Source organism: Prosthecobacter algae (assembly GCF_039542385.1).
In the GTDB taxonomy this organism is placed as follows: Bacteria; Verrucomicrobiota; Verrucomicrobiia; order Verrucomicrobiales; family Verrucomicrobiaceae; genus Prosthecobacter; species Prosthecobacter algae.
This window is the reverse complement of record NZ_BAABIA010000011.1, coordinates 118996-142973: the sequence shown is the minus strand read 5'-3', so window position 1 is coordinate 142973 and position 23978 is coordinate 118996. Positions and strand designations below refer to the sequence as shown.

Below are 23978 nucleotides of genomic sequence, written 5' to 3'. Positions count from 1 at the left end.
AGGCAGTCAGGAGAAAACCGTCCTACCAGCATTCTTTGCAGGTAGGGGGAGCGCTGAAACCACATCCGTCATAAAGGATTCGACCCAAGGTGTTTTATGTAATAAAAGGAGTCGTTTATGCTTTCCCGCTTTCTGCGCAGCCTTTGCCTGGGCTTTCTTTTCATCACCCTGTGGACGGGCTCCGCTATGGCGCAGAGTCCCCGGCTGTCGGTGAGTCAGGTGGGCCTGCATTTCATCTGCACCGCCGATGGCCAGCCGGACATGTATAGCTGGCGCATTCCCGTTTTAGACTCATCACCCACCGCCTACCAGGGGAGCTTTCGCATCCCGGAGATTGCACCAGAAGCCTTGGAAGCCTTGTCCCAAGGGCCTTCTGCCGTGGTCAGCGGCGGTCGCACAGCCCTGCGCGTACGGGAGGAAAACCTGATTGGTTTCAACATCTCCCATAGTTATCCGAAAGGATTCGATGGCGGCGGGGCGCGCCTGACCAACGCAGATGCTGTCCACTGGAGAAATGGCAACACCCAGCCAGATGGAACGACCCCTGCCGCCCACACGATCAAGGAGCGTTATTATTCCAATTACCCGCCTCTGCGAAACGCTGAACAGAGCGGTTTTTATTTTACCTCCGCCATCGCCGCACCTGAGACCAGCCCCAACTACGGCCGCTACTACCGCCTGCATCCTGGGTATGACTGGAGGAACTGGAACTGGACGCTGGACTTTGACACTCCTCTCCAGGTGAATCAAAAACGCCTACAGGCCATGCTGCATCTGGAACTGCATCATCCTCCCACCACGGATGCCGAAAAGCCTTTCGAATTCACCTTTGTCATCTCAGGAACAGATCTGGCCAGCATCAAGGTTAACAACCGGGCCATTTTTTCGTCGGCCAGGGACCGTGTTTTCAAGACCCGGAAAAGCCTCTTCCAAACAACGGGAGTAACCGAAGTGGGCGGTTTTGCTGACGCTCGCAAACTCTCGATGGGGCGAAGGAGTGCAAGTGCAAACCGAATGCCACAAGATTCTGGATACGATGCCTTTTCGCAGTCGCTGACTATGGGATTGAACAATTTAGAGTTGGAGTCGGATTTTTTCACGATGACCCGGGATGAACGTCTTCAATTCGAGTCTGGGCCTATCACGATTCGCATCTACGACACCTACAACTGGACCGAGGCGCAACCTCTACAAACGGTGCAGGTGCGCCTGCCTTTGGGGCTGGCCCCCCAGCCAGATCTGGTGACGGTGGGGACGTACAGCGTTTCTTATTTTCAACCTTCAGGCACTTGGTACGATCATCCAGCCGTGCAGGCACCTCGCTGGTGGGCCTTCAATCGAGATGGGGTTCTCGGGCGCTTTGATGAATATGGTTCATCCAATTGGCAGCTTGAGTTATCAACTGGACGTTCAGTGCGTGGACGTTTGTATAATTGGGATGGAGTGAACCTAACAGGAGGCTTTTCGGCGGTCTCTGCCGTGGATCGTTTTCACACCCAGCGGCAGCCTGGTGCCCGGGCCTTCGTTTATGGAGCCGATCCGGTTTTGTACCCCGACCTCAAGCTGCGAACCGTGCAGGAGTTGGAGGAGAATCCCTTGCTGCGCATCCAGTATGAGGGGTCAACCTATGACCATCCCTTGCATTTTGGCAGCGATACCTTGAGGACGATGGCGGCCACCCATGCCCTGGAGCCGAGAACCCAAATCCAGGAGACCGATTTCCTCCCCCACCCGGACTACAGCAATACCGCTGTCCGACTGGCCACGGGACGTGGATTTGACACCCCCAGCTTCGCCACCGATCCGCAATCCCAGACCATTCCTGTCGGGGCTCCAGCCACCCTCACAGCCAAGGTGAGGAGCACCCGACCCGTCACCTACCAGTGGCGTTTTGAAGGGCACCCGATCCCCGGCGCGACGGCCTCTTCCTACCTGATCCCTGAGATGAGCAAAAGCTTCCAGGGGGAATACGATGTGGTCATTGCTGTGGAAAATTCAGGAGCCACTTCCCAAAAGGCCGTGCTCACGGTGATAGATCCTTTTATTACCGCCCAGCCACAGCCCCAAACGAAAAGGCCAGGGGACTCCGTCTCCTTCACCGTTGTCGCCCGTGGCACCGGACTGAAGTATCAGTGGCGACAGAATGGCCGGGCCATCGCCAAGGCCACCGGCCCCACCCTTTTGCTCCCTGTTTTGAAAGATTTTCATCAAGGTGCCTATGACGTGGTCATCACCGGAGATCTGGGCACCGCCATCTCCCAGACGGCCTTCCTCACCATACTGGCTCCGTTGCGCATCGTGCAGCAGCCGGTGGGCGGTTACCTGCCCACCGAGGGTGAACTACACTTGAGCGTCCTGGCTGTCGGCACTCCGCCATTCACCTATGTCTGGCGCAAGAACGGATCCCCCATCGCCGGTGCTACCGGACCGCAGCTTGTCCTATCCGGCCAAACAGTCACGGAACCTGTGGCAAACTATGACGTGGTGGTAAGCAACGCAGGTGAAAAAACCGTCTCTACGGCTGTCGCGGTATCCCTGATCGGAGGCACGCCCATCATCTCCGGACAACCTGCCTCAGTGGCGATCGCCACGGGTCAGGAAGCGCGCTTCAGCGTGGTTGTGGAGCCAGAGGTGGATCTCCAGTTTCAATGGCGGCGCAACAAAGTCCATCTGGCCAAGGCGGTATCGCCCGAGCTGGTCATCGCCAACGTCCAAAAGGCAAACGAAGGAGCCTATGACTGCGTGGTTACCGGACGGTATGGACGCAGCATCTCTGAAGCTGCCAGTCTCACCGTGGGGGAATCGCTGACCTTCGAAAGCGTGCCGGCAAATCAATTCGTGAATGCGGGAGAGAGTGCCGTTTTTGAGGCGGATGTGTCCGGCAGCGACATGGGGGTCAGCTATCAGTGGTCCTTCAATGGCAAGCCGATTGCCGGCGCCATCTATTCCACACTGACTGTGCCTGAAGCTTTGGCCCCGAATTCAGGTGCCTACACGGTGACTGCCACCCGGGCGAAGATGAAAGCCACCGCGACCGCCTGGCTGGGCATCCGCGAGCCGGGAGTCCTGATCTACAAGCTGACGGGCACCGGGCAGAGCCTGGGCGGCAGCAACCCGCCACGAACGGCTTTGACCGGTTATCTCATGATCGAACGAAACGCCCAGCCAACACCCGTGGGGGTCATGGTGCTGATCATGCAGAACGGCAGCTACAAAAGCTTCACCGTGCAATCTCTGGCCGCACTGCGGGTGGACAGCACCCAGGCAGCCGCCCAATCGCAGACGGTTTTCAGCAGTGTGGAGGAGGGAGACAGCCCTTTTTCCTACCGCTCCATGCGCTGGTTTCAAGGAGCCAACAGCCTCGTCAAACTATCGCCAGGTGCCGAGCAAACCCTGGCCCCTCGCACCCTGGGGGGGCAGTGTGATCATGTGGAGGTCCCTGGTGGCCCCGATAGCAGCCTGAGTGTGATTGAACGCATCGCCTTCAAGGGCGTCCTGGATCTGCCAATGACGAGCACATCCTTCCAAAACGACGATGACCTCGGCACCGCACTGGAGCGCCTGACGCTTCAGCTCCAATCCCAAGGCATGCTGAATCTGGGCGGCGACGGTCAGGAGGAGTAAAAGCGGTCTTTTTACACCTCCTACCGCACTGTTGCAGTGAGGAGGGGCCCCATCTTGAAGACTGGGGCCACCTGAGCTTTGACAGAGGCGACAGACCATCTATTCTCTGCGCCCCTTTTAACTCACAAAACCTCACTTATTCATCACCCCCTACCTATGAGCAACACGACCACTGCAAGCACGCATGAGTTCCAGGCTGAGGTGAAACAGGTCCTGGACATTGTGATCCACAGCCTCTACACCGACCGCGAGATCTTCATCCGCGAACTGGTCTCCAATGCCTCCGATTCCCTGGAGAAGATGCGCCTGACCCAGCTCACCGAGAATGATGTTTTCGGGGCTGAACTGCCGCTGGAGATCACCATCACGACGGATGAAACCGCTGGCACGCTGACGATTGCTGATCACGGCATCGGCATGACCCGGGCGGAACTGGTGGAAAACCTGGGCACCATCGCCCATTCCGGTTCCAAGGCCTTTGCCGCCGCCCTGAAAAACGCGGGCAAGTCAGGTGATGCGAGCCTGATCGGCCAGTTCGGCGTGGGCTTTTACAGCGCCTTCATGGTGGCTGATGAAGTCCAAGTTTACACCCATTCCTGGAGGCAGGACGGGGAGCACCTCGTCTGGGCCAGCAGCGGTGCCGGCACCTACAGCATCGAGGATGCTCCAGACCAGGTCCGCGGCTGCAAAATCGTCATCAAGCTCAAGGAGGATGCTCTGGAATTCTGCCGCCCAGACCGCGTGAAGGCCATTCTGGCGAAGTATTCGAATTTCGTCAGCTTCCCGATCCAGCTCAATGGCGAGCGCGTGAACACGGTGGAGGCCATCTGGCTGAAGAGCAAAGATGAGGTCACCGAAGAGCAGTACAAAGCCTTCTACCAGTTCACCGCCCACGCTTTTGATGAGCCCAGCTACCGCCTGCACTTCCAGGCTGACGCCCCGCTGGTGATCAATGCCCTGCTGTTCCTGCCGGAACAGAACATGGAATCTTTTGGCATGGGCCAGATGGAGCCCGGCGTGGGCCTTTATTGCAAGAAGGTCCTCATCGACCCGCGCCCGAAAAAGCTGCTCCCTGAGTGGATGCGGTTTGTCCGCGGTGTCATCGACAGCGAAGACCTGCCCCTGAACATCTCCCGCGAATCCATGCAGGACAGCGCCCTGGTGCGCAAGCTGGGTGAGGTGGTGACGAAGCGCCTGCTCAAGTTCCTGGACAAAGAGGCGCAGGAGGACTCCAAGAAGTTCCAAGAGTTCTACGCGAAATTCAGCCGTTTCTTCAAAGAAGGCGTGGCAACCGATTTCCTGAACCGCGACGCCATCGCCAAGCTGCTGCGTTTTGAATCCAGCCTTACCGGCGAGGCGGAAGTGATCGGCCTGGCCGACTATGTCTCCCGCATGAAGGAAGACCAAAAGGCCATCTATTACCAGGTGGCACCTTCACGCAAAACCATCGAGACCGGACCTTACGTGGAAGCTTTCAAGTCGAAGGGCTATGAAGTGCTGTACCTCTATGAGTCCATCGATGAATACGTGGTCACCAGCCTGCGTGAATTTGATGGCAAGCAGCTCCAGGCTGTGAACTCCAATGAAGTGGACCTGGGTGAAATCGCCGGGGAAGGGGAAGCCCTCAGTGAAAGCGATACCGCTACGCTTTGCGGCTGGCTGAAGGACAGCCTGACCTCTGGCGTGGAAGAAGTGCGCAGTGGTAAACGCCTGGTGAACAGCCCGGCCCTGGCCATCACCCCGGATGGTGAGATGACCCCACAGATGCGCCAGATGATGCGCGCCATGAAGCCCGATGAGGTGGAAGCACCGAAGGTGATTCTGGAGATCAATCCTCGCCACGAAATCGTGAAAAAGCTTTCCAGCCTCAGCCAGTCTGACGGTGAAAGCGCCCAGCTCATCGCCGAGCAGGTGCTGGACAACGCCCTGCTTTCCGCTGGTCTGCTGGATGACCCTCAGCGCATCGTCGCCCGCACGGAGAAGATCATGGAGCGTCTGCTGGCCAAGTAAGGCCGCTTTCAGTTCTGTCTAAATCAAAGCTCCGCAGCCTCCCTGGCTGCGGAGCTTTTTTGTGGCTCCATTAATTTCTCCCGTCATCCGCATCCCATCCTGTAACCAAAAAAGCGCCGCCCGGTGAGGGGCGACGCTTCGCTGGGAGAGTGATCCGTGTTGTCGAAACTCAATTAAGGCTTCGGCACTTCGGCGATGGTCGCCAGAATGCGGGAAGCGATGGCGTAGGGATCGCCCTGGGAGTTTGGACGGCGGTCTTCAAGGTAGCCCTTGTAGCCGTTGTTGACGAAGCTGTGAGGAACACGGACGGAAGAACCGCGGTCAGCGATGCCGTAGGTGAACTTGTCGATGGACTGGGTCTCATGCAGACCGGTGAGGCGCATGTGGTTGTCAGGACCATAGACGGCGATGTGCTCGTTGAGGTTCTTGGCAAATGCGGCCATGAGGGCTTCGAAGTATGGCTTGCCACCCACGTCACGGAGGTAGTCCGTGGAGAAGTTGGCGTGCATGCCGGAGCCGTTCCAGTCGGTTGCGCCCAGAGGCTTGCAATGGAACTCAACGTCAATGCTGTACTTCTCGCAAAGACGGATAAGGAGGTAGCGGGCCACCCACATCTGGTCGGCACACTTCTTGGAGCCTTTGCCGAAGATCTGGAATTCCCACTGGCCTTTGGCCACTTCGGCGTTGATGCCTTCGTGGTTGATGCCGGCGTCAAGGCAGAGGTCGAGGTGCTCTTCGACGATCTGGCGGGCGATGTCGCCCACGTTTTTGAAGCCCACGCCCGTGTAGTAAGGGCCCTGGGGGGCTGGATAGCCGTTTTCAGGGAAGCCGAGCGGGCGGCCGTCCTGGTAGAGGAAGTATTCCTGCTCGAAACCAAACCAGGCACCTGGATCATCCAAGATGGTGGCGCGGGAGTTGGTTGGATGTGGGGTGACGCCATCGGGCATCATGACTTCGCACATCACCAGCACGCCGTTGATGCGGGTCGTGTCTGGGAAGACGGCCACTGGCTTGAGCACGCAGTCAGAGCTGCGGCCTTCGGCCTGCTGGGTGGAGCTGCCGTCAAAGCCCCAAAGAGGGAGTTCTTCGAGAGTCGGGAAGCTCGCGTATTCCTTGATCTGGGTCTTGCTGCGCAGGTTTGGCACCGGCGTGTAGCCGTCGAGCCAGATGTATTCGAGTTTGTATTTGGCCATGGTTGTGGTGTTCGACTTATGTATATGAGGGCTGGATGGAGAGTGACCTACATCGTTACCGTGCGATGCGATGAAGCATGGGTTATGCCAAAACAGAAATGATTTTTTCAACAGCAGTGAAAAAAGATGCTCGTCATCTTCCTGTCAGCCGTCCTTGCCGGGGGCGGTGAGCCGCAGTTAAGTCGCGTCTCATGGAAGCTAAAAACACCGCCCGTGCCCTCGTTCGTCTCGGCTACGATGGGCGTGTACACAAGACCTTCAGGGGCCACATGGCGCAGGAACGCTTTGATCATGAGGTTCGGGTGCTGCGCTATCTGGAAAAGCAGGGCTGCCCGTTTGTACCGAAAGTGCTCGAAGCCGATCCTGAGAAACTGCACCTGGTGACGAGCAATTGCGGCAGCCGTGTGGACCACATCACGGAGGACCGTCTGCGCCTGCTGTTTGCGGAACTGGAGCAGTATGGAGTCCGGCATGAAGATCCCTACACCCGCAATGTGACTTACAACCCCCATCTGAGCCGGTTTTGCCTCATTGATTTCGAGTTTGCCACCATTCTGGATAAGCCGGACCTGGGGCCACCGCCTCCAGAGCCGGATCCCCATGAGCAAGGCCCCCGGGGCTGGTGACAAAAACGCGGATTTGTCCACACGTCCCCTGCAAATGTCTTGCCGCAGGGCGGGGGGCTGCGACATCTTTTCTCCCAGCCCGTGATTCCAGACTCAGACTCCCAACCCGTCTCCCAACCTTCCGCTCTTTCATGGTCCGGCATGACCCATGTCGGCCGAGTGCGCAAGAACAACGAAGATGCCTTTCTGGCGCTGGCCTACGATGCCCAGGAGATCCGCTATCTGGGCAAAGTGGGAGAATCCAATCTGGACCACAGCGACTTTGTCTTTGCCGTGAGCGATGGCATGGGCGGGGCCAATGCCGGTGAATTTGCCAGCCGCACGGCGGTGGAAAGGATCACGCGCCTGATGCCGCGTGTTTATCGCCTGGCGGCCCAGAGACTGGCCAGCGGGGTCAATGATGCTCTGGAGGAAATCTTCGGCCACGTGCATGCGGAACTGAACCGCATGGGGCGCTCCTACGCGGAATGTTCCGGCATGGGGGCCACGCTCAGCCTGGCCTGCTTTTCCCCCGGCTGGATGCATTTCGGCCACATTGGCGACAGCCGCATCTACTACCTCCCTGCCGGTGGCGGCATGATGCAGGTGACGCATGACCACAGTTATGTCGGCTGGCTACGGCGCAAAGGGGACATCAACGAACGCCAGGCAAGAACCCATCCCGGTCGCAATGTGCTGAACCAGGCCCTCGGGGCCGGCCATCAGATTCTCAATCCGCATTTCGGCGCGGTAAGCTGCCACCCAGGGGACAAGTTTCTGCTCTGCAGCGATGGCATCACCGATGGGCTTTGGGACGCCCGTATCGAGGAGTATCTGAAAACTCCTTCAGAGCAGCCCAAGGCTTTTAAAATGGTGGAACGAGCGGTGGCTGAATCTGGCAAAGACAACTGCACCGCCGTGGTGGTGGAGTTCGCACCCTGACAGAAGGCCGTCACTCGGGTTTTATCAGCTCCACCTTCATGGAGCTGATTCGGCGAGCCAGCTTTCCCAAGGTGGCGTGTTCGCCTTCCGTGAAGGTCAGGCTGTCTCCTCCGTAGTCATCCGCATCAAAAACACTGACCTTTACCCCGGCTGGGACTTTCATGGAGAGAAGGCTATCATTGGGAATGCCCACCTTTTTCAGCTCGGCAGAGCCGGGGAAATCTGCGGGGGCCTTCAGCCGGTTCAACCGACCCTTGAAGTTTTCTTCAAGATAAAAAGAGACGGAAGGTCGGCTCTTGGGCCCGGCCTGAAGAGCCTCTGTGGCATCCTGCACAGCCCTGAACAAAGGTGCCGCACTGAGAACGGAAACAAAGAAGACTCCGACGATGAGCAGACAGGATTTTCTCATGCCTCCTAGATTAGGGGATTCTTCGATAAGTGGTCAAGTCCAATCAAGGTGCCACCAAGCGCCCCCTCCAGACGGCAGGGGATCTCTTCCCTGGGCGGGCCTCGCCACCGGCGATGACGGTGCAGCCCAGCCACTCCACGGAAGGGGAGGTCACAAGGGAAAAGGGGAGCTCACCGACACCGTTCCAGGTATTGCTGCCGGGATGATAGGAAAGAATTTCGCGAGGGAACCCGGGATGCTTTTCTTTCGGCTCAAAGTCAACCAGCGCCCCGTCATCGCCTCCCAAGATAAAAATGTGCCCGTCCACGACAGGAGCTGGGCTGGGGGCGGCCACCGCCACCCGGGGGATGTCCGCTATTTTTTTCCATCCCTGGTTAGGTCGAAAGCTCCACGCATCATTCAGCCACACGCGTGCAGGTTTGCCCCCCACATCGGGTTTTAAGGCGGCACCACTGATGAAGTACAGCATGCCATCACAGGCCGCCATCGTGGCCAGAATGCGGGCCGAACCAGGGCAGGGGGCCAGTTCACGCCAGCCTTCACCCGTCTGTTTCAGGTCCAGCGCCCAGAGTGTGCCCAGAGCGGCTGTTGCAGCAGGAGTTTCGATTCCTCCCGCCACATAGACCGTGCCGTTCATCTCCACCCCCGCCATGAAGGCGCAGGGCTTGGGAAGCATGGGCAGCGCCTGGGTGGTGATTTTGCCTTCGGCATAACGCAGGCGGAAGACATCCCGGAAATTGGCAGTGGCATCTCCACCGCCGATGCAGATGAGCCCATCCTCCGTGGTGATGGAAACTCCGTAGCCATTTGGCCTGGGCAGCTTTCCCGCCTTCACCCATTTGCCGTCAGGTTTTTCCAAGGCGTAAATGGTGTCATACCAGACTTTCGTTCCGCCTTCCCAGGGCCTCTTGTCGGGGAAATGGGTGCCGCCCGCCACCAGCAGTGCCCCTGAGGACACCCCTGCAAAGGAACCCGCAAAGCCTTCAGCATCTGGCAGTGGGGTGAGGGAAGCCCAGTCATCTTCGGCGGCAGCAGGGAATGAAAGCATAAGAAGGAGGGCAGACAGCACAGATTTCATCAGGGCAGCGGTCATAGCATGACTTCACGCCTCCAGGCCAGACTTTCTTCCTGGTCATCTGAGCTGACCAAGGTTAGGTGTTGCCCAAGACTGGATAGCTTCCTTAACCAGTGAAGACGCGGTGATCATGACGTTATCATCTGCATAACCAACCGCCCTATGCTCTCAAAAATCTTCACAGCGACCCTTGCCGCCCTCACCCTGGGCCTCTCGTCTCACGCCGCCGAGCCCTTCATGGCCAAGCAGGACCTTTTTAAGGTCGGTGACATGGGCTATAAAATCTTCCACATTCCCGGTATCGTGGTGACCGCCAAAGGCAGCGTGCTGGCCTGGTGCGAAGCCCGCAAAAACGGCAGCGACTGGGACCAGATAGACATTCTGCTGCGGCGCAGCACCGACGACGGCCTAACCTGGAGTGAGGCAAAAAACATCGTGGCCGTCGAAGGCCCGAAAAAGAAAAACCTCTTTGCGCTGCTCATCAAAAATACGGATCCTAACACCGTCACGTATAACAATCCGGTGCTAATCGCCGACAAGGACGGCACGGTGCACATGCTTTTCTGCCTGGAATACATGCGGGCTTTTTACCAGCGCAGCAACGATGACGGCCTCACCTGGAGCAAGCCTGTGGAAATCACCGCAACCTTTGAATCCTTCCGCAAAGATTATGACTGGAAGGTCCTCGCCACAGGCCCCAACCACAGCATCCAGCTTCGGAAAACAGGCCGCCTCGTCGTGCCAGTCTGGCTTTCCACCGGCACGGGTGGCAATGCTCACCGCCCCAGCGTCACCTCCACCGTTTACAGCGATGACCAAGGCCAGACCTGGAAAGCAGGGGAGATCGCCGTCCCCAACACCGAAGAGTGGATCAATCCCAATGAAACGGTGGCCGTGGAACTGTCCGATGGCAGCGTCATGCTGAATGTGCGCAGTGAATCCAAGGCCCACCGCAGGCTGGTCACCGTCAGCAAGGACGGCGCCACCGGCTGGAGCAAGCCGCGCTTTGACGAGGCCCTGCTGGAGCCCATCTGCATGGGCGGCATTGTTCGTTATTCCAGTGACGCTGCTGACCAGAAAAACCGCCTGCTGTTTTCCAATCCGCACAACCTGGAAGGAGCACGCGAAAAGGGCGCCCCGGAACCTGGCAAAAGCCGTCTGCGTCAAAACCTCAGCATCAAGCTCAGCTATGATGAAGGCCAAACCTGGGCCGTGAATAAATCCATCGAACCAGGCTGGAGCGCCTACAGCGACATCGCGGTGACACAAAAGGGCAGCATCCTTTGCTTTCACGGCGCGGCGGCGGAGAAGCATCACTTCGCCGGTGACCGTCTCACGCTTGCCCGCTTCAATCTGGAATGGCTCACCGATGGCAAGGACATAACCCCGGAGGGCAAACTTTCGGCTCTCCCGATCATGGACTCCAATGCCAGCGGACTGGCCATTCGAGCGGATGAAGCTCGCTGAGCTTTGATGGCATTCAACTAATCAGCAACAACCGTGGTCGGCCTGGAATGGTGGCAGGTGCGCGGTGAATGCACGGCGGCACCGGACAATCTGGATACTGAATGGCGATGCGCCACAAGTGGCCCACACCAAAGGAGTATGGCTGTGCTCCGGGAAGCGGCGCGTAATGCAGGTCGTAAAAGTGATCGTTCAGATATTCCAGAAAGTCCGCATCATCCTCGCCGCCATAAAGCTTCAGGAGTTCTGCGCGTGTCTGCGGAACATCCACATGCCGGATGGCCTCCTCATTGCGCAGCCCCTCTGAGGAAGAACCATGATAGGTGCAAAGATATGTGTCTGCCTGCACCGTGGCGCTGTCCACGTGAAACGATTGTACATGGGTAGGCAGAGCTTCCTCGTCCTCCTCTTCGGCATCGTTCACGTAGCCGTTGATGAAGTCGAGAACAGGGGCGAGTTCCCGCTCCCGCAGGATCCTTTGATCCTCGATGAGGATGCTGCGGGCCACCTTTCCTGCATCGCTCAGTTCAAGGTCGTTCAGGCAGGCCTCATCGAGAGTCGTGATGCCTGCCCCCAGCGATAGTTTGGCTACGATCTCACCAAAATCCCCCGGCAACTCACGCGGCCAGCACATGGCATTCACGCCTTCCGCAAAAGGCGTGGTAACAAGCTCTTCAAAACTACTGACCACCTTAATACAAGGATGATTGGGCAGAGGGAGGGATGATGAAAAAGGGGGCGAAACAGGAGTCACGGAAAGGTTGCCAGCTTGGGCTGGACAACTCTGTCCCGCAAATCAAGAAACCATCATGCCGAAGGCACCCTCAGCACCGCCCCTGTATCCGCGCTGCCCACCATGGCCGCATACCGGGCCAGGTAGCCGGTGCGTGCTTTGGGGGCAGGGGCCTTCAACCGGGCTCTGCGCTGCGCTAGCACCTCGTCAGAAATCAGCAGGTTCAACGTGCGCTCAGGGATGTTGATTTCGATACGGTCCCCGGCTTCGATCAGGGCAATGGGACCTCCCGCAGCAGCTTCCGGCGACACGTGACCGATCGCTCCGCCTCGCGTCGCCCCCGAGAAACGGCCATCGGTGATGAGCGCCACGGAATCCCCCAGGCCACGCCCGGCAATGGCGGCCGTGGGAGCCAGCATCTCCTGCATGCCAGGCCCGCCGCGTGGTCCTTCGTAGCGGATCACCACCACATCCCCCGCCTTCACCTGACCGCCCAAGATGCCCACACTGGCCTCTTCCTGGGATTCAAAGATCACCGCATTTCCCGTGAACTGCATCATGACCGGGCTCACACCTGCGGTTTTCACCACGCAGCCATCGGGGGCGATGTTGCCAAACAGCACGGCCAGACCGCCCCTGGATGAGTAGGCTTTATCCAGCGGGCGGATCACGTCTGCATCCTTCACCTCGGCGGTGGAAATGGTTTCACCCAAGGTTAGGCCGCTGACCGTGAAGGCATCCGCATGGAGAATGCCCGGCTTGCCCTGCAGTGTTTTCAGGATGGCCCCAATGCCGCCAGCGCGGTCCACATCTTCCATGTAATAATGCCCCGAAGGAGCCACCTTGCAGATGTGAGGAACCCGCTCGGCGATGGCATTGAAGTCGTCCATGGTCAGCGACACGCCCGCCTCATGCGCCACGGCGATGGTGTGCAGAATCGTGTTGGAGGAGCCTCCCATAGCCATGTCCAGCGCCAGCGCATTTTCAAATGCCTCACGGGTCAGCAAATCAGACGGGCGCACATTGTCCCTCACCAGTCGCACGATGGCTTTCCCTGCACGCTGAAAAAGAGCATCGCGGGCAGGGTCCGTCGCCAGGATGGACCCGTTCCCCGGCAGCGCCCAGCCCAGGGCCTCACACAGGCAGTTCATGGAATTTGCCGTGAACATGCCGGAGCAGGAACCGCAAGTGGGGCAGGCATTCTTTTCAATCGTGCTGAGCTGTTCCTCCGTGATGGTGTTTGTAGAAAGCTGCCCCACAGCCTCAAACACCGAAGCGAGGTTCAGAGACCGCCCGGTGGTGGGATCCTTGCCCGAACGCATGGGGCCGCCGGAAACGAAGATCGAGGGGATGTTCACCCGCGCTGCACCCATCATCATGCCCGGCACGATCTTGTCGCAGTTGGGGATGCAAACCACACCGTCAAAGCAGTGCGCCCGCAGCATGGTCTCCACGCAGTCGGCAATAAGCTCGCGTGAGGCCAGGGAATACTTCATCCCGCCATGCCCCATGGCGATGCCGTCATCCACGCCGATGCAGTTGAACTCGAAGGGCACCCCGCCCGCCGCGCGAACGGCTTCGCGGACTTTTTTTCCCACCACGTCCAGATGGGCATGGCCGGGAATGATTTGCACAAAGGAGTTCGCAATCGCGATGAAGGGCTTGTCCCAATCCTCCTCGGATTGGATCACGCCAGTGGCGCGGAGAAGGCTGCGGTGCGGGGCACGGATGGCCCCCTTCTTGATGGTGTCGCTGATGGCCATGAGAGTCAGTAGGGTGGTGAAGGCCACCAGAGTTCCCTGAAATCAGCATATTAGAATTACCCATTTTGCTCATTTGTGATACCTTTTCAGTATGGACTATTCCATCCGAGAAATTGAGTGCTTCATTGCCGTTGCGGAGGAGCTTTCCTTCACTCGCGCAGCGCGGCGGCTGCATTTGGCCCAGCCACCGCTTTCCCGGCACATCCGCAGCCTGGAGGAAAAGATCGGTGCCACACTCGTTTCGCGTGAACCACGCCGCATCTCCCTGACGGCCGCTGGCAGCCTGTTCTATGAGGAGACACGCCATGTGCCTCGCCAACTGGCCAGGGCAGGGGAGGCGGCCCGCCGCTGTGCCCGTGGCGAGACCGCGAGGCTGAGGCTGGGTTTTGTCAGCGCCGTGATGAATGATGAACTGGCGGAAAGTTTCCGTCGCTACCGTGAGCTGCACCCGGAGGTGCAGGTGATGCTGCAGGACCTACCGCCTAATGATCAGCTTAAGGCTATCGGCGACGGGCATCTAGACGGCGGCTTTGTGGGAGTCATTCCTCCGGTTAGGCCGGCAGGCATCCAGTTTGTCGGCTGGCATCAGGAACCCCTGGTTTGTTTTCTACCCTTGGGTCACCGGCTGGCCGGTTCCCGCAGCATCTCACTTTCGTCTTTGGCGGATGAATCTTTTGTGGCCGTTTCACACGGATCTGCCCCCGCCTTTGCCGCCCAGGTGCAGGGTCTTTGCAAGACGGCCGGATTCCGCCCCCGCATCATTCTTGAGTCGCCGCGAGCCCAGGCGGTGGCCCTGATGGTGGCGGCAGGTTCAGGCATCGCCCTGCTGCCTTTGGCACTGGCCCAGTTCATGCAGAAGTCTGTGCATGCCATCCCTTTGAAAGGGTCCCCCAAAATCACCCACGTCTTCGCCTGCCAGCAGGGAAAACTTCAAGCCCCCCTCACCGACCTGATGCGGATTCTGCGGGCGCACAGCCTTAAAAAGTCGCGCTGCGAGGCATAGGAGGGCAAAAGACTCCGCTGGGTACGATGCCGAAAAGTTCAATCTAGCACGAATCTGCTTCCTCCAAATCGCTGCCTCAGCGATCAGCAACGCTGCCGCCTTCAGTCAGAAGGCGGCAGTGAAAGCAGGACCATTACACGTCCTCGTCGGAATCATCATCACCGGCTTTCCGTCCGCGCAACTTGGCTTCCATGAAGGCGTCCAGGTCACCGTCCATGACGTCGGCGACGTTGCCGGTCTTCTCGCCAGTGCGGTGGTCTTTGACCATCTGGTAAGGCTGGAAGACGTAGCTGCGGATCTGGCTGCCCCAGCCGATTTCAGTCTTCTCGCCGTATTGGCGGGCGATCTCGGCCTGGCGTTTGTCTTCTTCGATCTGGTAGAGCTTGGCCTTGAGCATGGCCATGGCTTTGGCCCGGTTTTTCGGCTGTGAGCGCTCCACCTGACAGGCGACAATGACGCCGGAGGGGATGTGGGTGATACGGACCGCCGTTTCCACCTTGTTCACGTTCTGGCCGCCTTTGCCGCCAGCGCGATAGGTGTCCACTTTGAGATCATCATCCCGCACTTCGATATCAATTTCCTCTTCATTGTCAGGGGTGACGTCAATGGAGGCAAAGGAGGTGTGGCGCTTTTTCGCCGCATCAAAGGGGGAGATGCGCACGAGGCGGTGCACCCCGCGTTCGGCCTGGAGGAAGCCGAAGGCGTTTTCACCCAAGATTTCCAGCGTGGCGGAACGCAGCCCCACATCATCGCCTTCCTGGTAGTCAATGGTCTGGATCTTGTACCCTCGGCGTTCAGACCAGCGGACAAACATGCGCATGAGCATGGCCGCCCAGTCGCAAGCCTCGGTGCCACCGGCACCGGAGTGGATGGTGAGGAAGGCACCGCCTCGGTCAAAGGGCCCTTTGAGAAGGAGCTCCAGTTCGTATTGGCCGATGGCCTTTTGGATGGCATCGAACTCAGTCTGAACTTCGCGATAGCTTTGGGTATCGCCTTGTTCTTTGGCCAGTTCGATGAGCACGGGGAAGTCTTCCACGCGCGATTCCAGCTCACCGAGGGGCGAGATCTGTTTTTTGATCACGTTGGCGCGATCAATCACTTTTTTGGCGGCATTCTGGCTGTCCCAGAAGCCTGAGTCGGTCATCTTATGTTCGAGCGCCGACAGCTCTTCAGTCAGTTTAGGTACGTCAAAGATACCTCCGGAGTTCGCTCAGGCGGCCTTTAAGGCTTGCCACGTCGAACGCCTGGAGGTCGGTCAGGACGGACTTGGTAGTCGTTTCCATAGAAAGGGCAGATAGGACACTGGACGCCGGGATGCAAGAGAGAATGACATCCGTGTGAAGACGAAATTACCGTCAGGGCGGAGGAGCGGCTGTTGGATGCTCATTTATAGAGCTGGCCTCACGCCTCCAGAGTCAGGCGTTCGCCACACTGGAGGATGCGATACGGCTGTTGCAGACGGGTGCAGGTTTGTTGAAATTCATCCGTGGTGGCGGTGTTGAATTCGAACATGTCATAGTGGCACGGCACAACGAGCCTGGCGGCGCAGGCACGGGCCAGAGTGGCGGCTTCAGTGCCATTGAGATTGCCAGCCACGTGTCTCTCTGGCTTGTTGCCATTGATGGGCAGCAGCATGAGATCGTATTGAAATTCACGCAGGCTCTGAATCAGGCGCGGATGCAAAAGGGTGTCCCCACTGTGATAGAGGGTGAAGGGGCCGCAGCGGAAGATGAAGCCAATGTAAAAGTGCCGCCCCTGGTCATCGGTCTTCAGGTCATTGTGGGCGGAGGCGACACCAGTCATGGACCAGCCTTGAGCCTCGTTTTTATAATGGTCCGCCTCGTTGAGTTCCAGGTAAGAAAGCGGCGCACCGCCGAGCCGGGCCTGAGCTTCAGGGATGATGGGGCCAGGGAGGAAAAGCGACAGGCCCGGATTGGCCTGGGCCAGCGGGATCAGGGTTTCCGCATCCAGATGATCCGTATGCAGATGGCTGGCCGTGACGAAGTCCAGGCCTGTGAGGAGGGCAGGGGAGATGCACCGCTCCGTCATGCGCACATGCGGCTTGTCAGTGCTGGCGTATTTGTGCGTCAGGGAGTCTGAAAGGTACGGATCAAACAAAAACGAACGCCCATTCCACTTTACCAGAAAGCCGCTCTGCCCCAGCCACCAGAGATCCAGCCGGTCCTCACGTGCAGGCACACGGGCCATGTCTTGGAGAAGGGCATCATCTTGCTGCAGGGGGCGAATCATGGGAGGGAGATCAGCCCGGACAGCGTAAAATGCCAGTGAGAGCAGCATTTTACCCCCACAAAAAGGGGCCTAGGGAGGGGCCGCCGACGGAATGAGTCAAAACCGCCGTTTGCCAAAGGCCCGAAAGCTGCTAGTCTCCGCGCCCCTTCCCCCATACGCCCTTCTAATGACCCCTCCTTCCAAGATCCGGAACATCGCCATCATCGCACACGTTGACCATGGCAAGACCACACTTGTGGACTCCTTGCTACGTGCCAGCGGCAACTTTCGCGAAAACCAGGCCATCGCCGAGCGCGCCATGGACAGCATGGACCTTGAAAAAGAGAAGGGCATCACCATCAAGGCCAAAAACACCTCCGTTCACTGGGGCGAAAACATCATCAACATCGTGGACACACCGGGCCACGCCGACTTCGGCGGCGAAGTGGAGCGCGTGATGAAGATGGTGGACGGCGTGATGCTTGTGGTGGACGCCTATGAAGGCCCCCAGGCCCAGACCCGTTTCGTGCTGAAGAAAGCCATGCAGCAGGGCATCAAGCCGATCGTGTTCATCAACAAGATGGACCGTCCGCACATCAAGCCAGGCGAAGTGCATGACAAAGTGCTGGAACTCCTGATGGAGCTCGAAGCCACCGAAGAGCAGTTCAATGCACCTTTCGTTTACGGCAGCGCCCGCGCCCTCTGGGTGAGCGACACGCCCGAAGGCGAGCAGAAGGACATGACTTTCCTCCTCGAAAAAATCGTCGAGCATATCCCGGCACCTAAGGCTGAACTGGAAGGCAGCTTTGAAATGCTGGTCTCCAACATTGACTGGGACAACTTCGTCGGCCGTGTGGCCATCGGCAAAGTGACCCGTGGCACCGTGAAGATGGGCGACAAGGTTTTCCTCCAGGGCAAGCAGCCTGGTGACAAGCCGACCCCGATCAAGGTCACCAAAGTTTTCCAATACACCACCCTGACCACCAGTGACTCCGTCGAAGGCGGCGCTGGCGACATCGTCGGTATCTCCGGTTTTGAAGATGTGGACATCGGCCAGACCGTCACCGGTGCGGCTGACGCGCCTGTGCTGCCTTTCGTGGCGATCGACCCTCCGACCATTGTGATGCAATTCGCGGTCAATGACGGCCCTCTGGCCGGCCGTGAAGGTGACCACGTCACCTCCCGCAAGATCAAGGACCGCCTGGAGCGTGAGCAGAAGATGAACGTGACCCTGTCTGTGAATGACACCGACACGGCAGGTATCTTCGACGTCAGCGCCCGTGGTGCCATGCAGATCGCTGTTCTTGTGGAGCAGATGCGCCGCGAAGGTTTCGAAGTGCTGGTTTCCCGTCCGATGGTCATCACGAAGCGCATTGACGATGTCATCTGCGAACCCTTTGAAACCCTCTACATTGACGTGCCGGATGATTACCTCGGCGGCGTGATGAAGACGATCTCCGAGCGCAAAGGCCGCATCGAAGACATGAATGCCCAGAATGGCCGCACGACCCTTCAGGCTTACATCCCGACCCGTGGCCTCATCGGCTTCGAGTTCGAACTGATGAACTTGACGAGCGGTCACGGCATTCACAGCCACCTTTTCCGTGAATACGCCCCTCACGCTGGTCACATGCAGACCCGCAGCACTGGCACCCTGGTCAGCACCGAAGCTGGCGAAGCCACTTCTTACGCTCTGGATACCATCCAGGAACGCGGCAAACTTTTCGTTACCGCAGGTGACCTGGTTTATGACGGCATGATCATTGGTGAAAACCCACGCACGGACGACCTTCCGGTCAACCCATGCCGCAGCAAGCAGCTCACTAACTTCCGCGCCGCCGGTGGTGACAAAGGCATCCAGCTCACCCCTCCGGTGAAGTTTGGCCTGGAGCGCGCCATTGAGTACATCGCCCCTGATGAGCTCGTGGAAGCAACGCCGAAGAACATCCGCCTGCGCAAGCGCACGCTGGATTCCGCCCAGCGCCAGCGTGAGCGCAAGCGCACGGAAGCTGAGATCGCTTCTGCGGGTTAATAGGTTTATCTTGGAGCGCGTCGAAGAACCGGGTAGAACATCCGTTTTCTTCGACGCTCCTCATGACTCGCACGTTTTCTCTTCGCGATTTTTCGATTGCCCTGGCCTTGCTGGGGATTTGTGGATTTTTCGCAGTGGTCGAGCCCAAGTTTCTCGACTCCCGCAACTTGTCTCTGTTGATGACAGAGCTTTCCATCACGGCCACACTGGCGATGGGCATGCTCTTGGTGATACTGCCCGGTCACATTGACCTTTCTGTGGGCAGCGGTCTGGCCCTGCTCAGCGGGATTGCCACGGTATTGACGACAAAGGCCGGACTTCCCGCACCGCTCTCCCTGGCCATTGGCCTAACCGCAGGTGTAGTCATCTGGTGGATCAAGGGCCTGCTGATTGTGAAGGAACGCATCCCCGCGTTCATCGTGACCCTGGCCGGGTTGCTGGTCTTTCGCGGCCTGTTTTGGATGGTCATCCAAAATCAAACAGTGCCCGTGGTGGCAGGTGGGCAGAGCAATCTATACTCGCTCATCAGCACCTTTTATCTGCCTCCTTTGGCGGGTTATATCATGGCAGCGGTCATCATTGCGGTGCTAGTCTTCGCCACCGTCCAGGCCCGGCGGCAGCGGCGTGCCAGCGGCTTTGAGACAGAGGGAGGGGAGAGCGCTTTTTTACGTGTCTTTATCGCGGCCCAGGCGCTGGTGCTTTTTGTGGTGGTGACCAATCAATTTCGCGGTGTGCCGCTGCCGGCTGTCATCTTTGGTAGCGTGGCGCTGGGCGTGTATCTGCTGACCCAGCACACGGCTTTTGGCCGTTATCTGTATGCTATCGGCGGCAGCCCGGAGGCAGCCTTGGTTTCCGGCGTGCCAGTAGGCAAGGTGGTCATCGGGGCTTTTGCGATCATGGGGGCCATCGTTGCCATCACAGGGTTTATGCTGACGTCCTACACGGGCAACTCCACAACCGACATTGGTGAATGGATGGAGCTGGATGCCGTTGCCGCCTGTGTGATCGGCGGAGTCAGCCTGCGAGGCGGGCGTGGGACCGTGCTTGGCGTGCTGGCTGGGGCCCTGATCATGGCGACCCTACTCAATGGCATGACGCTGATGTCGGTCTCGCCGGAATACAAGCTGGTGGTGCGTGGCATGGTCCTGCTGGCGGCAGTGTGGATGGACGTGCGGCTGGGGCGTCAATAGGAGGTGCCTGTGATCTCGTTGGCGAAAGTATTGATGTGCTCAATGACTTCATCGGTCTCCTTGTCCTCACAGCCATAGTCCTTGAGCGTTTCCAGCAGGTGGCCCACGAAAAGGGTGAAGTGGTGGCGGGTTATGCCACGCCCATGATGCACATGGGCGAGTGGAAGGCCTGAATAGCCCATGGGGCCACCGAGGGCGCGGTTGAAAAACTCCGTCTGCATTTTGCGCAGACGCTCGATGGAGCTATCACGGAAAAAGGGGGCCAGTTCAGAGTCGGCGAGCACGCGGACGTAAAAGGCTTCTATCAGGGATTCTACCCCGGCGGCTCCACCCAGCCGGTCATAGAGTGTTGCGGGCGTTTCCATGGCCTCACTTTGAGCCCTTTCGGCATCCGAGGCGACCTCTAGAATCGGCGATCCATGCGCAGGCATTGTCTGACCCTGTCCAAAAATTGCGTTTCGGTAGGACCGAGGCTTGATTTGGACATGGAAACTGCATGATCAGGCATCACTCGCATGAACAATTCTGCGCCACATCAGCGTTGATAAGATAAGTTACCACGAGCATCCATCCCACCCATGTCTTATTCTCCCAAAGATTTCGGCAGCCCCAAGTCCTATGTTGGCACTTGGGTGGCCACTTTGCTGTTGATCGTCGGTTTTGTCATCGGCCTGCTGATTTTTCCACCCCTGTTTGAAAAGCCGTCTTCAGAGGTCTCCAGCGGCGTCCTTTTCGTCGGTCGTTTTCACCCCATTCTTCTGCACCTGCCCGTCGGGGCTTTGGCCCTGCTTTGCATCATGGAACTGGCCTGCCTCACCCGCAGTGGTGAGGAAAAACTGGGTCCCGCCGCCCTGCTGACACTTTGGGTCGGCTCCGCAGGGTCAGTCTTGGCTGTCCTAGCTGGCATCATGCTCTCCCGTGAAGGTGGGTATGAAGGTGGCAACTTCACCCTGCACCAGACCCTTGCGCTGGTCGGCACCTCTGGGGTGCTGCTCGCCCTCGTCATCCGCATCATGGCCATGGGGCAGGGCAATCAGGAACTGCTGCATGCCTATCGGGCAGTGTTTTTCCTTTCCTTCAGCATCATGGGCTTGGGGGCTCACTTCGGTGGCAACATGTCCCACGGCAGCAAGTTCCTCACCGAACATGCGCCGGAGCCGATGAAGAGCCAGATGATCGGCATGGAAAAATGGATGCTCGGTTTTGTTGAAAAGCCCAAGGCGGTCACCCCTGCTGCATTGCCTGCTCCCGCCCCCGCCCCACTGCCAAATCCTGATCCGGCCAAACCGGGTGCCAATACCGCCCCGACCGCTTTAGCACCTGCCCCAGCAGCCGCAACTCCTGCCACCACCCCAGTGCTGGGCGGGATTGCCCCGCCCGTCATGGCAGGCACGGACAAACTGGTCTTCCAGCATGTCATCCTGCCGATTTTGGAGGCCAAGTGCAACAAGTGCCACAATGAGGAAAAGTCCAAAGGCGACCTCCGCATGGACTCCTTTGAAATGGCCATGAAAGGTGGCGAAAATGGGGCCAATTTCGTTCCTGGCAAACCTGCCGAAAGCCTCAGCATCCAGCGCATTGATCTGCCTCTAGATGATGACGAGCACATGCCGCCCGATGGCAAAGATCAGCTCACGCCGGAAGAGATCACGATTCTTCGCTGGTGGGTCCAGCAAGGTGCTTCCGCCACCCAAAAGGTCGCCGATGCCAAATTCCCGGCTGAAACACAGGCCACCGTGGACGTTGTCTTGAAAGGACAGCCCTAGTTCCAGCGAACTCTCTCCGTCTCAGCTTTTTTCCAACCTCCCCCTTCACGTATGCGACTCCGTACCCATCTTCTCTGCTTCCTGGCGCTGGCCTCCGCCGCCATCGCGGCCGAACAGCCTGCCGCAGACCCAGCCCTCAAGGCTGTTCTGGACAAAGTCAACGCCACCGGAGCCTCGCTGATGCCCGTCGCGGCCGATGGCAAAGCCTACCGTTTCACCGCCCTGAATGTGGCCAAGGACTTCACGGATGCCTCTCTTGCCGCCCTGGCCCCCGCCGCTGACAAAATTACCTCCGTTGACTTGGCGCGTACGAAGGTCACCGATGCTGGCCTGGCTGCCATTGGCGCGATGAAGAACCTCACGGAACTGCATCTGGAAAACACCGCCATCACCGATGCCGGGCTGGATCACCTGAAAGGCCTCGCATCCCTCGAATATCTAAACCTTTACAACACCAAGGTGACCGATGCCGGAGCTCAGAAGCTGACCAGTCTCTCCAAGCTGAAAGCCCTTTACCTATGGCAGACAGGCGTGACCAAAGCCGGTGTCGCCCAGATCAAGGCCAAGCTGCCCACCACCCAGATCAATACTGGCTGGACTGCTGAAGATGACGCCAAAGCGGTGGCCGTCGCCGCAGCCCCAGCAGTCGCGGCAACCAAACCTGCCGCCCCGGCTCCCGCCGCAGCCAAACCATCTGAGGCCGCCAAATCCCCCGCTGCGCCCGCACCAGCCGCTGGTGGCAAGTTGGACGCTGCCGTGGCTGCCAAGGCCATGGTTTACAAAGACGTCATCGCTCCCATCCTCGAAGCCAAGTGCGTGGCCTGCCACGGTGCCGACAAGAAGAAAGGCAAGCTGCAGTTGCACGAATTCGCCGCCATCATGAAAGGCGGCAGCGAGGGTGATGTGAATGTGGTTCCTGGCAAGCCAGACGACAGCCTTCTGCTGGCCCGTATCAAGCTGCCTGACGACGACGACGAGCACATGCCGCCAAGCGACGAGCCCCAGGTCACCAAGGAAGAACTCGCCCTGCTGAAATGGTGGATCGCCAGCGGTGCCTCCGATACCGCCACCGTGGCTGCTGCCAAGCCCACTCCAGATGTCGAAGCCGCCCTCGCTGCGCTCCTCGGCAAAGGCCTGCCCAAGGCCACCGAAGCCAAGGTGGTGAAGACCGAGAAGCCCAAAGCCAAAGCCCTCACAGAAGCTGAGAAAAAGCAGGTCGCTGAGATCACCGCGAAGATTCAGGCCCTCAATGCTTCCCTCATGCCGCTGGCCCAGGATACAGAGCAACTCCGCCTCAGCGTCATCAATGCCACCGATAAATTCGGCGACCAGGAGCTCGCGCTGCTGGCACCCATCGCCACTCACATCGTTTGGGTGGATCTCGCCCGCAGCAAGGTGACCGACGCCGCCGCCGATACCCTGGCCAAAATGTCTTCCCTGGAGCGCCTGCATTTGGAAAACACCAAAGTCACCGATGTCGGCCTGGCCAAACTGGCCGTCCTCCAGAAACTGGAGTACCTGAATCTCTACGGCACCAAGACAACCGACGCTGGCATCTCCAAACTGGCTGCCGCCAAAGGTCTTAAGAAGCTTTTTGTCTGGCAGACCGGCGTTACCCAAGCCGGCGCAAAGGCCCTTGAAGGCCAGCTTCCTGGTCTCAAAGTCAACGTGGGTCTTACCGAGGCTGAGATCGCCAAGCTCACCGCGCCACCTCCGGCTCCACCGCCAGCCCCGGCCCCGGCCAAAAAGGAAGAGACTAAAAAAGACGCTCCCAAGCCTGAGGCTAAAAAAGTGGAGGCCAAACCAGCCCCGGCCTCTGCACCTCCAGCCGCCAAGCCAGCCCCTGCGGCCAAAGCAGACACGCCACCTCCTGCCAAACCAGCAGAGGCCAAGCCTGCTGCTGCCCCCGCTCCCAAAGCTAATTAGGCCTTTGGACCTTA

The 23978-nt window shown here is 58.7% G+C and carries 18 protein-coding genes; 10 read left to right on the top strand and 8 right to left on the bottom strand.

Going from position 1 to position 23978, the window contains the following annotated elements; genetic code table 11:
* Positions 1-117: 117 nt before the first annotated feature.
* Together ABEB25_RS22245 and htpG are read left to right on the top strand one after the other, a co-directional pair.
* Positions 118-3624, top strand: a complete 3507-nt coding sequence (locus ABEB25_RS22245; RefSeq protein ID WP_345738650.1) for an immunoglobulin domain-containing protein — start codon at positions 118-120, stop codon at positions 3622-3624.
* 156 nt (positions 3625-3780) lie between these two features.
* Positions 3781-5634 (top strand): molecular chaperone HtpG, encoded by a 1854-nt coding sequence (htpG, locus tag ABEB25_RS22240; RefSeq protein ID WP_345738649.1) that lies wholly within the window; start codon positions 3781-3783, stop codon positions 5632-5634.
* 173 nt (positions 5635-5807) lie between these two features.
* Here the strand turns inward: htpG and ABEB25_RS22235 are convergent, their stop codons facing one another.
* Complete coding sequence (locus ABEB25_RS22235) at positions 5808-6827, bottom strand: glutamine synthetase beta-grasp domain-containing protein (protein ID WP_345738648.1); 1020 nt, start codon at positions 6825-6827, stop codon at positions 5808-5810.
* A gap of 191 nt (positions 6828-7018) precedes the next feature.
* On the opposite strand from ABEB25_RS22235, the gene ABEB25_RS22230 reads away from it, so the two are divergent.
* Together ABEB25_RS22230 and ABEB25_RS22225 are read left to right on the top strand one after the other, a co-directional pair.
* On the top strand, positions 7019-7453 hold the full coding sequence (locus ABEB25_RS22230; protein WP_345738647.1) for a BUD32 family EKC/KEOPS complex subunit: 435 nt from the start codon (positions 7019-7021) through the stop codon (positions 7451-7453).
* A gap of 141 nt (positions 7454-7594) precedes the next feature.
* A complete protein-coding gene (locus tag ABEB25_RS22225) occupies positions 7595-8374 on the top strand; it encodes a PP2C family protein-serine/threonine phosphatase (protein ID WP_345738646.1) in 780 nt (259 codons plus the stop codon).
* 10 nt (positions 8375-8384) lie between these two features.
* Here the strand turns inward: ABEB25_RS22225 and ABEB25_RS22220 are convergent, their stop codons facing one another.
* Together ABEB25_RS22220 and ABEB25_RS22215 are read right to left on the bottom strand one after the other, a co-directional pair.
* Positions 8385-8783: a hypothetical protein gene (locus tag ABEB25_RS22220; RefSeq protein ID WP_345738645.1), complete on the bottom strand. Its 399-nt coding sequence runs from the start codon at positions 8781-8783 to the stop codon at positions 8385-8387.
* A 43-nt stretch (positions 8784-8826) separates the two neighbouring features.
* Complete coding sequence (locus ABEB25_RS22215) at positions 8827-9831, bottom strand: galactose oxidase (RefSeq protein ID WP_345738644.1); 1005 nt, start codon at positions 9829-9831, stop codon at positions 8827-8829.
* Between the two features lie 189 nt (positions 9832-10020).
* Between ABEB25_RS22215 and ABEB25_RS22210 the strand changes: the two genes are divergently transcribed.
* Positions 10021-11325, top strand: a complete 1305-nt coding sequence (locus ABEB25_RS22210; RefSeq protein WP_345738643.1) for a sialidase family protein — start codon at positions 10021-10023, stop codon at positions 11323-11325.
* A gap of 13 nt (positions 11326-11338) precedes the next feature.
* On the opposite strand, the gene ABEB25_RS22205 is transcribed toward ABEB25_RS22210, so the two are convergent.
* Both ABEB25_RS22205 and ilvD read right to left on the bottom strand, forming a co-directional pair.
* Complete coding sequence (locus tag ABEB25_RS22205) at positions 11339-11956, bottom strand: hypothetical protein (RefSeq protein ID WP_345738642.1); 618 nt, start codon at positions 11954-11956, stop codon at positions 11339-11341.
* A 173-nt stretch (positions 11957-12129) separates the two neighbouring features.
* Positions 12130-13818 (bottom strand): dihydroxy-acid dehydratase, encoded by a 1689-nt coding sequence (gene ilvD, locus ABEB25_RS22200; protein ID WP_345738690.1) that lies wholly within the window; start codon positions 13816-13818, stop codon positions 12130-12132.
* 91 nt (positions 13819-13909) lie between these two features.
* Between ilvD and ABEB25_RS22195 the strand changes: the two genes are divergently transcribed.
* The gene (locus ABEB25_RS22195) at positions 13910-14821 is read left to right on the top strand and encodes a LysR substrate-binding domain-containing protein (RefSeq protein WP_345738641.1); all 912 of its coding nucleotides are present in this window, start codon (positions 13910-13912) and stop codon (positions 14819-14821) included.
* Positions 14822-14954: 133 nt separating this feature from the next.
* On the opposite strand, the gene prfB is transcribed toward ABEB25_RS22195, so the two are convergent.
* Both prfB and ABEB25_RS22185 read right to left on the bottom strand, forming a co-directional pair.
* A protein-coding gene (gene prfB, locus ABEB25_RS22190) for a peptide chain release factor 2 (protein WP_345738689.1) occupies positions 14955-16080 on the bottom strand; the annotation gives its coding sequence in 2 pieces (ribosomal slippage) (positions 14955-16016 and positions 16018-16080; 1125 coding nt in all).
* 142 nt (positions 16081-16222) lie between these two features.
* Positions 16223-17071, bottom strand: a complete 849-nt coding sequence (locus ABEB25_RS22185) for an MBL fold metallo-hydrolase (protein WP_345738640.1) — start codon at positions 17069-17071, stop codon at positions 16223-16225.
* Between the two features lie 166 nt (positions 17072-17237).
* Here ABEB25_RS22185 and typA point away from each other — a divergent pair, with 166 nt between their 5' ends.
* Both typA and ABEB25_RS22175 read left to right on the top strand, forming a co-directional pair.
* A complete protein-coding gene (gene typA / locus ABEB25_RS22180; RefSeq protein ID WP_345738639.1) occupies positions 17238-19082 on the top strand; it encodes a translational GTPase TypA in 1845 nt (614 codons plus the stop codon).
* Positions 19083-19144: 62 nt separating this feature from the next.
* Positions 19145-20272 (top strand): sugar ABC transporter permease, encoded by a 1128-nt coding sequence (locus ABEB25_RS22175; RefSeq protein ID WP_345738638.1) that lies wholly within the window; start codon positions 19145-19147, stop codon positions 20270-20272.
* On the opposite strand, the gene ABEB25_RS22170 is transcribed toward ABEB25_RS22175, so the two are convergent.
* Entirely contained in the window at positions 20266-20637 is a 372-nt protein-coding gene (locus ABEB25_RS22170; RefSeq protein WP_345738637.1) for a group I truncated hemoglobin, read from the bottom strand. The two genes, ABEB25_RS22175 and ABEB25_RS22170, sit on opposite strands and share 7 nt — an antisense overlap.
* A gap of 213 nt (positions 20638-20850) precedes the next feature.
* On the opposite strand from ABEB25_RS22170, the gene ABEB25_RS22165 reads away from it, so the two are divergent.
* Together ABEB25_RS22165 and ABEB25_RS22160 are read left to right on the top strand one after the other, a co-directional pair.
* Positions 20851-22038, top strand: a complete 1188-nt coding sequence (locus ABEB25_RS22165) for a c-type cytochrome domain-containing protein (RefSeq protein ID WP_345738636.1) — start codon at positions 20851-20853, stop codon at positions 22036-22038.
* A gap of 51 nt (positions 22039-22089) precedes the next feature.
* On the top strand, positions 22090-23964 hold the full coding sequence (locus tag ABEB25_RS22160; RefSeq protein WP_345738635.1) for a c-type cytochrome domain-containing protein: 1875 nt from the start codon (positions 22090-22092) through the stop codon (positions 23962-23964).
* Positions 23965-23978: the final 14 nt, after the last annotated feature.

Bases quoted from the DNA above. Each gene is read 5' to 3' on its own strand.
- ABEB25_RS22175 (WP_345738638.1), top strand. From the start codon at position 19,145: ATGACTCGCACGTTTTCTCTTCGCGATTTTTCGATTGCCCTGGCCTTG.
- ABEB25_RS22220 (WP_345738645.1), bottom strand. From the start codon at position 8,783: ATGAGAAAATCCTGTCTGCTCATCGTCGGAGTCTTCTTTGTTTCCGTT.
- ABEB25_RS22210 (WP_345738643.1), top strand. From the start codon at position 10,021: ATGCTCTCAAAAATCTTCACAGCGACCCTTGCCGCCCTCACCCTGGGC.
- ABEB25_RS22245 (WP_345738650.1), top strand. From the start codon at position 118: ATGCTTTCCCGCTTTCTGCGCAGCCTTTGCCTGGGCTTTCTTTTCATC.
- ABEB25_RS22225 (WP_345738646.1), top strand. From the start codon at position 7,595: ATGACCCATGTCGGCCGAGTGCGCAAGAACAACGAAGATGCCTTTCTG.
- ABEB25_RS22185 (WP_345738640.1), bottom strand. From the start codon at position 17,071: ATGATTCGCCCCCTGCAGCAAGATGATGCCCTTCTCCAAGACATGGCC.
- ABEB25_RS22160 (WP_345738635.1), top strand. From the start codon at position 22,090: ATGCGACTCCGTACCCATCTTCTCTGCTTCCTGGCGCTGGCCTCCGCC.
- ABEB25_RS22230 (WP_345738647.1), top strand. From the start codon at position 7,019: ATGGAAGCTAAAAACACCGCCCGTGCCCTCGTTCGTCTCGGCTACGAT.
- ilvD (WP_345738690.1), bottom strand. From the start codon at position 13,818: ATGGCCATCAGCGACACCATCAAGAAGGGGGCCATCCGTGCCCCGCAC.
- typA (WP_345738639.1), top strand. From the start codon at position 17,238: ATGACCCCTCCTTCCAAGATCCGGAACATCGCCATCATCGCACACGTT.
- ABEB25_RS22195 (WP_345738641.1), top strand. From the start codon at position 13,910: ATGGACTATTCCATCCGAGAAATTGAGTGCTTCATTGCCGTTGCGGAG.
- ABEB25_RS22170 (WP_345738637.1), bottom strand. From the start codon at position 20,637: ATGGAAACGCCCGCAACACTCTATGACCGGCTGGGTGGAGCCGCCGGG.
- ABEB25_RS22215 (WP_345738644.1), bottom strand. From the start codon at position 9,831: ATGCTTTCATTCCCTGCTGCCGCCGAAGATGACTGGGCTTCCCTCACC.
- ABEB25_RS22235 (WP_345738648.1), bottom strand. From the start codon at position 6,827: ATGGCCAAATACAAACTCGAATACATCTGGCTCGACGGCTACACGCCG.
- ABEB25_RS22205 (WP_345738642.1), bottom strand. From the start codon at position 11,956: ATGTGCTGGCCGCGTGAGTTGCCGGGGGATTTTGGTGAGATCGTAGCC.
- ABEB25_RS22165 (WP_345738636.1), top strand. From the start codon at position 20,851: ATGTCTTATTCTCCCAAAGATTTCGGCAGCCCCAAGTCCTATGTTGGC.
- htpG (WP_345738649.1), top strand. From the start codon at position 3,781: ATGAGCAACACGACCACTGCAAGCACGCATGAGTTCCAGGCTGAGGTG.